General features: G+C 52.0%; 9 protein-coding genes. 1 reads left to right on the top strand and 8 read right to left on the bottom strand.

Annotation, left to right across the window (positions count from 1 at the left end; genetic code table 11):
• Window positions 1-498, top strand: a 498-nt coding sequence (locus BOW51_RS04380) for an HdaA/DnaA family protein (protein WP_078476619.1), incomplete at its 5' end; no start/stop codon positions are given.
• A gap of 9 nt (window positions 499-507) precedes the next feature.
• On the opposite strand, the gene BOW51_RS04385 is transcribed toward BOW51_RS04380, so the two are convergent.
• The 8 genes from BOW51_RS04385 to infB all read right to left on the bottom strand — a co-directional run.
• Window positions 508-1587, bottom strand: coding sequence for an AI-2E family transporter (locus BOW51_RS04385; protein ID WP_078476620.1), 1080 nt, complete (start codon window positions 1585-1587; stop codon window positions 508-510).
• A complete protein-coding gene (locus BOW51_RS04390) occupies window positions 1577-2119 on the bottom strand; it encodes a CDP-alcohol phosphatidyltransferase family protein (RefSeq protein WP_078476621.1) in 543 nt (180 codons plus the stop codon). Before BOW51_RS04390 ends, BOW51_RS04385 begins: the two co-directional genes overlap by 11 nt.
• Window positions 2120-2212: 93 nt before the next feature.
• Window positions 2213-3817, bottom strand: a complete 1605-nt coding sequence (gshA, locus tag BOW51_RS04395) for a glutamate--cysteine ligase (protein ID WP_078476622.1) — start codon at window positions 3815-3817, stop codon at window positions 2213-2215.
• A gap of 79 nt (window positions 3818-3896) precedes the next feature.
• Complete coding sequence (gene pnp / locus BOW51_RS04400) at window positions 3897-5993, bottom strand: polyribonucleotide nucleotidyltransferase (protein ID WP_078476623.1); 2097 nt, start codon at window positions 5991-5993, stop codon at window positions 3897-3899.
• A 44-nt stretch (window positions 5994-6037) separates the two neighbouring features.
• Window positions 6038-6307, bottom strand: a complete 270-nt coding sequence (gene rpsO / locus BOW51_RS04405) for a 30S ribosomal protein S15 (RefSeq protein ID WP_078476624.1) — start codon at window positions 6305-6307, stop codon at window positions 6038-6040.
• A gap of 134 nt (window positions 6308-6441) precedes the next feature.
• The gene (gene truB / locus BOW51_RS04410; RefSeq protein ID WP_078476625.1) at window positions 6442-7359 is read right to left on the bottom strand and encodes a tRNA pseudouridine(55) synthase TruB; all 918 of its coding nucleotides are present in this window, start codon (window positions 7357-7359) and stop codon (window positions 6442-6444) included.
• A 5-nt stretch (window positions 7360-7364) separates the two neighbouring features.
• Window positions 7365-7748, bottom strand: a complete 384-nt coding sequence (gene rbfA, locus BOW51_RS04415; RefSeq protein WP_078476626.1) for a 30S ribosome-binding factor RbfA — start codon at window positions 7746-7748, stop codon at window positions 7365-7367.
• Window positions 7749-7761: 13 nt separating this feature from the next.
• The coding region (infB, locus tag BOW51_RS04420) for a translation initiation factor IF-2 (RefSeq protein WP_078476627.1) at window positions 7762-8847 on the bottom strand (1086 nt) is incomplete at its 5' end.

The raw sequence follows: 8847 nt of genomic DNA on the forward strand, positions 1-8847 counted from the left end.
GGAGACAGCTTTTACTTGCCGCTTGCCGAGTCCGATTCCCTCTCACCCGAAATACTCAAGGGACTAGAACAGTTTCGACTGGTTTGCATTGATGATATAGACAGCATCTGCGGTGAACAGAACTGGGAAGAGAGCCTCTTTCATCTTTACAATCGTATTCGCGAGAACAGTGGTTTTCTCGTCGTCAGTGCCACCTCTGCACCACGCGGTGTGAATATCAAACTTGAAGACCTGAAGTCGAGACTAATGTGGGGCGCAGTTTATCAACTGCAGCCGCTTGAGGATGAAGAGAAGGCGGTATTGCTGATGCAACTCGCAGCCGAACGTGGCATGCAGTTGCAAACTGATGCTGCCGCTTACCTGATAAAGCGCTGTGCCCGTGATACCGGTTACCTGGTCGAGAGCATTGAAAGTCTTGACCGTTACTCGCTGGCACGTCAGCGCAAGCTGACCATTCCGTTGCTAAGCGAATGGTTGCAACACAACCAGGCTCTTTAACTGCATGTGTTACTCTTCGGCTTTGGCTTCGGCTTCGCCGTGATAGAAGGTACTTTCACGATATTGCTGCAAGCTGTATCGAATCAGTACCAGTAGGACGGAGGCGACCGGTAATGCCAGCAGAATGCCGTAAAAGCCATACAGGGTTCCGCCTGCCATCACCGAAAAAATCACCGCTACAGGATGCAGACCAATACGGTCACCAAGCAATTTGGGTGTCAGGATCATGCCTTCCAGCAGCTGGGCGACAATAAAAACCAGTGCAACCCAGTGCACCACATCAAACCCCTTGAATTGCAGTATCGCGGAGATGACGGCAAACAGCATGCCGAGGATAAGGCCCAGATAGGGAACAAAACTGACGATCCCTGCGAAAACACCAATCAGTAGTGCAAAATCGAGCCCTGCCATCCACAACCCAAGGGTATAGATAATACCCAACGCCAGCATCACCAGTAGCTGGCCACGCAGAAAAGCGCTGAGCATTTCATCAGACTGCCGTGCCAATTTACGGATTGTCGGCTGCTGTTTCAGTGGCAGTAGGCTATCGATGCTTTCGGTTATGCTGTCCCAGTCACGCAACAGGTAGAAAGTCAGTACCGGAATCAGGAGGAGATTGACCAACAGGCCGACAAGTGCAAATCCTGAACGGGAGACCTGGCCAAACAGTGATGACAGAATGCCTCCGGCATCTTTCCAGTGCTCGCTCAACAGACGCTGAATCTCTGCCAGGTCGATGATCTCCATCTCGAAACCAAGGTACTCTTTCAGGAGTGGAACCAGGGTTGTTCCTAGCCACTTGATATACCCGGGCATATTGGAAATCAGCGCACTGATCTGATTCTCGATCAGGGGAAGCAGGACTGCTGTCAGCAGTAGCAGGATGAGAAAGGTGATAGTGAATACAATCGTAACTGCGAGGTTGCGGGAAATCGACTTCTTGACTTCCAGCTTGTTGACCAGCGGGTCACCGATATAGGCAAAGAATGCAGCCGCAATAAATGGCGCAAGAACCGGCGACAGCAGGTAGATCAGGCCGCCGCCCAACAGAGCGATAATCAGCCAGAACAGGCGTGTTTCACTTGCCATGTTGCTGTGCCCTGCGCACCCATTCGACAACATAATCTGCGCCACTGGCAATAGTGGTTCCAGCGACGATTCCAATCAGGATAGTTATCAATGATGCTGGAACCCAGGTTGTAACCTGGGCCAGGACAATCAGCAGCGCAAGCAGAATCTGTGTGACAGTATTGAGCTTGCTTACCAGGGTCGGTTCGCCGGTGAAATGATCAATACGGTGATAGTAATAGGTCGCACCAGCGACGATGACAAAGTCACGCAACAAGACCAGTGCAACCACCCACAGCGGGAACAGTCCAAGATAGCTGAGAGTGATGAAGGTGGCGACCAGCAGCAGCTTGTCTGCAATTGGATCCAGCATGCTGCCTAACCAACTCTCCCAGTGGTAGTGCTTGGCCAGAAAACCATCGACACCATCAGAAATACCGGCCACAGCAAAAAGAATCAGTCCCAGCTCATATCGCAGGTCAAGAAGTGCCAATACAACCGGTACAACCAGCAGAATGCGCAGAATAGTGATGATATTGGGAATCTGGTGCAATCGCGATCCCTCTCCTAATATTGAGATTTCGGCCACTCTTGTGGAAACCGTTAAAGGAATTGTACCGATTCGGCGGCAAGTAACAAGTATCGGCTATGCGCTTGAAACCAGGCCAGTGGCGAAATATGCTTCCAGAAAGTGGTCGAAATTTTCTTGTTTTGCCATTTCGAGCTCCAGTTGCCTGCGTAGTGAGTCTGCTGTCTCCTGCTCAAATGCGGCTGCACGTGCCTCGTCCAGTTTCTGTTCCTCAAAACTGAGGTAGTGCTCATGAGACTTCGCGTGTGCAAATGCGTAGAAGCTCTCACTGTATTCACGCATCTCTGCGAGCATGCGTGCCGAAGGGGTCAACTCAGCGTCCAGCATCCTGTCCACCTGCTTTTCAAGAGCGGCCGTAAACAAGCCCTCATCCTCACTGTCAGCAAGAGCGGCAACAGGACGCATGGCATCGAGCAGTGCCATGCCCCACTCGCGTAACGGAGTCTCCTTCTCATTACGTTGCAGCATGCAGTCAGAATCCCGGCCGTTACGCGATGTAATCAACAGGTTCTTGTCAATTTCATGGCGTTCACATGGACTAATCACAGGACTCTCGTGCAACAGGCAGAAGAGGAAAAATGTCTGCAGGAAGCGCAATTGCGACTCATTGATACCGAGCGGGTCAAAAGCGTTGACATCCAGCGAGCGCAATTCGACGTAGCGTATGCCCCGCTGCTTTAGCGCGACAGTCGGCATCTCCATATTCTGCAGCGGCTGTTTGGGTCTGACGGTACTGTAGTACTCGTTCTCGATTTGCAGAATATTGGTATTGAGCTGTAGATACTCTCCATTTTGATCACGCAGGCCAATCTCCTTCCAGGGTTCGGCAGGAGTGGAAATGGCATTTGCCAGCGAATCGATATAGCTCTCGAGCGAGTCATAGTTCGCCTTGACTCCGACAATCTCCTCTTTCTGGTTCTGATATCCGATATCACTCATGCGCAGCGAAGTGGCATAAGGCAGGAAGTAAGTTCCCTCGTCGAAACTATCCAGGTCAGATGGTTGGTGTTCGCCAAAAAATGAGCGGCATACCGCGGGGGAGGCACCAAAAAGGTATGGGATCAACCAGCCAAAGCGCTGGATATTCCGCACCATGTGCATCATGTGCTCGTCGATAAAATCCTGTCCAGTAAAAGACTCACCGATTGCATCAGCAAAAAGCGGCCACAGCGACTCCTCAAAGGAGAAATTGAAATGCACACCGGAGATAACCTGCATCACTTTGCCATAGCGATGACCGAGTCCGACGCGGTAGAGACTTTTCATGCGACCGTGGTTCGATGTGCCGTACTCGGCGATCGGAATATTGGTCTCTCCGGCGAGTACACATGGCATCGATGTAGCCCACAGCGATTCTTTCTGCTGTCTCAGCTTTGCATAGACATACAGATGCAGGTCGCGCAGGAAATCGAGTGTTTGGGGAATTCCCTTCATCGGCGGCGTGATCAGTTCAAGCATCGCCTCCGAGTAATCAGTGGTGATCCACGGGTGCTTTAGCGCTGAACCGAGTGACTGCGGATGCCTGCTTTGTGAAAGTGAACCATCCGGTGAGACGCGCAGGCTCTCTTTCTCAATACCTGTCAGGCTCTTGTTCAGAATTTCCGACACGCCTATCTTGCCGAGGGCAATGAGTAGATCCTGTCGAACAAGTGATTCTGTCATGAACAAAACTCTAATGGATAAATCATGGTTATTCCAAACGTGACAAAGGGGCGTTGCCGCACTTGAGTAATGGTTTCGATTACTCTTCGTCAACAGCCTTCATGCTGAGACGGATACGACCCTGCTTATCAAGCTCAAGTACCTTGACCTTGACAGTGTCACCTTCAGCAAGTTTATCACTCACCTTCTCAACACGCTCATTCGAGATCTGCGAGATGTGAACGAGACCGTCCTTGCCAGGCAGGATGGTAACGAATGCACCGAAGTCCATCAGGCGTGCAACCTTGCCTTCGTAGATGGCACCGACTTCGACATCAGCCGTGATCTGTTCAATGCGCTTGCGTGCATTGTCAGCAGCTTCTTTATCTGAAGAAGCAATCTTGACGAGTCCGTCATCGGTCAGATCGATCGAGGTACCTGTCTCTTCAGTCAGCATACGGATGGTTGCACCACCTTTACCGATAACATCGCGGATCTTGTCCGGGTTGATCTTGAAAGTGGTAATACGTGGAGCGTGCTCAGACATTTCGCTACGAGGTGCATCGATCGCCTTGTTCATCTCCTCGAGGATGTGCAGACGGCCGGCTTTTGCCTGGTCGAGAGCAACTTCCATGATCTCACGGGTAATACCGTTGATCTTGATGTCCATCTGCAGGGCGTTGATACCGGTAGCAGTACCCGCAACCTTGAAGTCCATGTCGCCGAGGTGATCCTCGTCACCGAGGATATCGGTGAGAACCGCAAATGCGTTGTCTTCCTTGATCAGGCCCATTGCAACACCGGCAACTGGCGACTTGACCGGAACACCGGCATCCATCAGTGACAGGCTGGTACCACATACGGAAGCCATAGATGATGAACCATTGGATTCAGTAATCTCGGAAACGACACGAATTGAGTACGGGAACTCTTCCATGTTAGGCATTGATGCCAGTACACCACGCTTGGCGAGACGACCGTGGCCGATTTCACGACGCTTGGGGCTGCCAACACGACCGGTTTCACCTACGCAGAACGGAGGGAAGTTGTAGTGCAGCATGAAGGGTTCTTTATAGCTGCCGTCGAGTGCATCAATAATCTGTGAATCACGCTCTGTACCGAGGGTGGTAATGACCAGTGCCTGGGTTTCACCACGAGTAAAGAGAGCTGAACCATGAGTACGCGGCAGTACACCGGTACGAATGGTGATAGGACGAACAGTCTTGGTATCACGACCATCGATACGTGGCTCACCGGCGATGATGCGGCTGCGAACAGTCTTTTTCTTGACCTTGTCGAGGGCGCCTTCGATCTGGTTGCTGCTCCACTTTGGCTCGTCACCGCTGCACAGCAGGTCCATCAGGTCAGCCTTGATTGAGCTCAGGCGACCGTAGCGCTCCATCTTGTCTGCCAGGGTGTAGGCTTCGCCGACAGCTTCTGCACAGGCGTTGTCTACTGTCGAAATCAGTTCGTCGTCTGTTTCAGGTGCAGTCCAGTCAATCGCAGGCGCATTGACTTCGGCAGCAAATGTATTGATTTCGCTGATGACAGTCTGCATCTGCTCATGGCCAAAAAGAACAGCGCCGAGCATGATCTCTTCCGAGAGCTCATTAGCTTCAGATTCAACCATCAGAACAGCTTCTGATGTACCGGCAACAATCAGATCGAGATCAGACTCGTCACTGATGCCGATTTTTGACTGGTTGAGAATGTACTCGCCATCCTTATAACCAACACGTGCTGCACCAACCGGACCCTGAAAGGGCAGACCGGATACAGCAAGTGCCGCAGAAGTACCGATAAGAGTCGGGATTTCCGGATCAATTTCAGGATTCAGAGAAACGACGGTTGCAATAACCTGAGTTTCACAGATAAATCCTTTAGGGAACAGTGGACGGATCGGACGGTCGATCAGGCGACAGGTGAGAATCTCTTTCTCACTTGGACGTCCTTCACGACGAAAAAAACCGCCGGGAATTTTGCCGGCGGCATAGGTTTTTTCCTGGTAATCAACCGTGAGCGGGAAAAAATCACGCTCAACGCTTGATCCAGTGTCTGCAACCACTGTCACGAGGACAACGGTGTCACCCATGTTAACCATGACAGCTGCATTTGCCTGGCGGGCAATTTCTGCCGTTTCCAGTGTTACTGTGTGGTCACCATATTGAAAACTTTTGCTAATAGGAGTGGGTATCACTTGATCATCCTCGATGGCTTTGGATTAGAAATTAAAGACGCTGTTTATCGACGTAGGCCAAGGCTGGTAATCAGCTCACGGTAACGGTCGATGTCCTTGTTCTTCAGGTAATCCAGAAGTTTACGGCGCGAATTGACCAGGCGTACCAGGCCACGGCGCGAGTGGTTGTCCTTCTTGTGTGTTTTGAAGTGCTCGGTGAGCTCGGTAATACGCGAGGTCAGCAGTGCAACCTGTACCTCGGGCGAACCTGTGTCGTTGTCACCACGCTTGTATTGATCGATTACAGCCTGTTTGGCTTCTGCACTCATTGTCATTATCTTCTCCAGTTAGGAAATGTTGAAAATAGCGGTTCCGGCAATGAGTCCAGATACCGCACGAAAATCGGGCGCATCATAACATGAATGCGCACAAATCTGAATCACCTGATTTGATCAGGCCAGGCGCCTCCTCAAGAGGCAACCATCAGGCGGCGCGGTGCGATGAGACCATCGTCATCGACCTCGCCCACACCGATAAAATTATCTGATGCGTCGTAGACCCTGACCCACCCTTCTGTCGGTGCCTTGGGCACCAGCACCGGTTGACCCTGCTTAAGGTAGTGGCTGCTATTGGCATCCAGGCGAACTTCGGGCCAGTGGTTAAGTCCATTGTCTATCGGCAGGAGCAGCGCATCAAGTTCAGCAAATGGAGCATCTGCCTGTTCCTCAAGCGAAGCAAGTGTCATGCAATTGCTCTCATCAAACGGGCCGACACTGTTTCGGCGCAAGGCGGAGACATGCCCGCCGCAACCAAGCATCTCACCGATATCTTCGGCGAGTGTACGAATATAGGTGCCTTTCGAGCAGTGGACTTTGAGCACCAGCTCGTCAGCGTTGATACTAACCAGTTCAAGGGAATATATCGTGATTTTGCGGGATTTGCGCTCAACTTCCTTCCCTTCACGCGCAAGATCGTAGAGGCGCTTTCCCTCGTGCTTGACAGCCGAGTACATAGGCGGAATCTGATCCTGTTCGCCGAGAAACTTCTGCAGCACTTCCGTGACTCGTTGTTCGCTAATATTTTCGACCGGGCGACTTTCGATGACTTCGCCCTCTGCATCTGCAGTGGTGGTCTTTTCACCGAGTTTCACGGTCGTGGTGTAGCGCTTGTCTGCATCAAGAAGATAGGCGGAAATCTTGGTTGCCTCACCGAGGCAGATTGGCAGCAAACCTTCAGCCAACGGATCAAGACTTCCCGTGTGACCGGCCTTGGCAGCCTTGTAGATCCACTTGACCTTTTGCAGGGCAGCATTCGATGTGATGCCTACAGGCTTGTCCAGAAGCAGAATTCCGCTGACCGGACGCCCTTTACGACGGCGTTTTGCCATAGTTGTTACCTGTCTTCTGTCTCTTCCGGGGATTGTTCATCTTCATGATGGTCTGATTCAACGGCCTTTTCGATCAGCCCTTGCAGACGATTACCCTCTTCGAGAGTCGCATCGTGCACAAAATGGAGTTCTGGGACGGTTCGCAGCTGCATCTCTTTTGCCAGCATGTGGCGCAGGCTACCGGCATTGTGCTTGAGGTTCTCCTGCGCATCTTCAACCTCTGCTCCGAGTACCGTGTAGTACACCTTTGCATGCGACAGGTCGCTGGCGACGCGCACCTCCTGGAATGTCACCAGGCCGGGAGGCGGCATCTTGAGCCTTGGCAAAAATTCAGACAATAAGCGCTGAATTGCCGAACCGATGCGGTCAGAACGTTTGAAATCACGCATGTTGGCGTCTCTCTTAGAGCTCCCTTGCAACTTCGGTACGCTCAAAGCACTCGATCTGGTCACCTTCTTTAACGTCATTGTAGCTTTTCACCCCGATACCACATTCGGTGCCGGATTTAACTTCCTGAACGTCGTCCTTGAAGCGGCGCAGGGATTCGAGTTCACCTTCGAAGACAACAACGTTGTCACGCAGAACACGAATCGGATTGTTGCGCTTCACGACACCGTCAATAACCATACAGCCGGCAATCGCACCAAGGCGTGATGAACGGAACACATCGCGTACTTCGGCAAGACCGATGATGGACTCGCGGATTTCCGGAGATAGCATACCGCTGGCAGCTTTTTTCACATCATCGATTACTTCATAGATGATGCTGTAGTAACGCAGTTCGAGACCGCGTTCTTCAAGAATGCGTCGTGCAGTTGAATCGGCACGAACATTGAAGCCGACAACGATGGCGCTGGATGCAGCGGCAAGGTTGGCATCGGATTCATTGATACCACCAACACCGGATGCAACGACCTTGATTCTGATCTCGTCAGTGGAGAGATTCTCGAGTGAATCCTTGAGAGCCTCAACACTACCCTGCACGTCGGCCTTAACAACCAGGTTGACCCGCAGCACCTCGCCTTCACCCATCTGGGAGAAGAGCTCGTTGAGCTTGGCAGCTTTCTGTTCTGCAAGACGTGAGTCACGCACCTTCTGGTGGCGCACTTCAGCCAGTTCACGTGCTCGACGCTCGTCCGGCATGGCAACGGCATCGTCACCTGCATTCGGTGCGCCGGAGAGGCCGAGTACGGCAACAGGCACTGACGGACCGGCACTATCTACCTCTGCTCCACTCTCGTCGAACATGGCACGGACGCGTCCGAACTCGGTACCGCACACGATTGGATCACCTTTACGCAGGGTACCGTTCTGAACAAGAACAGTTGCCACTGCACCACGTCCCTTGTCGAGACTTGATTCAACAATTGCACCGCGTGCAGGACCATCTGTAACTGCTTTCAGTTCGAGTACTTCAGACTGCAGCAGGATTGACTCAAGCAGTTCGTTAACACCTTCACCAGTGTGTGCGGAGACCTTGATGAACTG

Origin of the sequence: Solemya elarraichensis gill symbiont, assembly GCF_002021095.1 — a bacterium.
Classification (GTDB): Bacteria; Pseudomonadota; Gammaproteobacteria; order Chromatiales; family Chromatiaceae.

Bases quoted from the DNA above. Each gene is read 5' to 3' on its own strand.
- BOW51_RS04385 (WP_078476620.1), bottom strand. From the start codon at position 1,587: ATGGCAAGTGAAACACGCCTGTTCTGGCTGATTATCGCTCTGTTGGGC.
- gshA (WP_078476622.1), bottom strand. From the start codon at position 3,817: ATGACAGAATCACTTGTTCGACAGGATCTACTCATTGCCCTCGGCAAG.
- rpsO (WP_078476624.1), bottom strand. From the start codon at position 6,307: ATGACAATGAGTGCAGAAGCCAAACAGGCTGTAATCGATCAATACAAG.
- truB (WP_078476625.1), bottom strand. From the start codon at position 7,359: ATGGCAAAACGCCGTCGTAAAGGGCGTCCGGTCAGCGGAATTCTGCTT.
- rbfA (WP_078476626.1), bottom strand. From the start codon at position 7,748: ATGCGTGATTTCAAACGTTCTGACCGCATCGGTTCGGCAATTCAGCGC.